The following is a 422-nucleotide window of genomic DNA, read 5'->3' on the forward strand; positions in this document are numbered from 1 at the left end:
GTGGTGCTCGAGTCATTTTTTCTGTTTTTCCAGCATCTGCAGCAGTTCTTTCGGCGCGTCTTTTTCAGAAACCGCACCACGACCGGTTTTACCACCACCTTCGTCGTAGGTGAAAGAGATCATTTTACCAACACGCCAAACTTTTTTGATTTTAGAGATGTCAACTTCTTTTTCTTCACCTTTGTATTTGAATTTAACGGTCGCACCACCACCACCGGTACCAGATTTTTTGATGTTCAGCCAAGAGGTCAGACCGGTCTGTTTGGTTTTCTGCCAACGCAGGTCTTCTTTACGGTAACCGAAACCTTCCAGGATACGCAGAACCGCCGGCAGAACCTGGTTTTCGATGTAGTATTCCGCGTCGTATTTGTGTTTACGCGGGTCGTATTCTTCCGCCAGGATCGCACGGTTAGAGATCGGAC

General features: G+C 47.4%; 1 protein-coding gene. It reads right to left on the reverse strand.

The window, feature by feature from the left end; genetic code table 11:
• Nucleotides 1-12 precede the first annotated feature (12 nt).
• Nucleotides 13-234, reverse strand: a complete 222-nt coding sequence (sul7d, locus tag SB847_RS20545) for a Sul7d family chromatin protein (protein WP_410578403.1) — start codon at nt 232-234, stop codon at nt 13-15.
• Nucleotides 235-422 lie beyond the last annotated feature (188 nt).

This window comes from Bacillus sp. SIMBA_026 (genome assembly GCF_046535335.1).
GTDB classification, from domain to species: Bacteria; Bacillota; Bacilli; order Bacillales; family Bacillaceae; genus Bacillus; species Bacillus velezensis.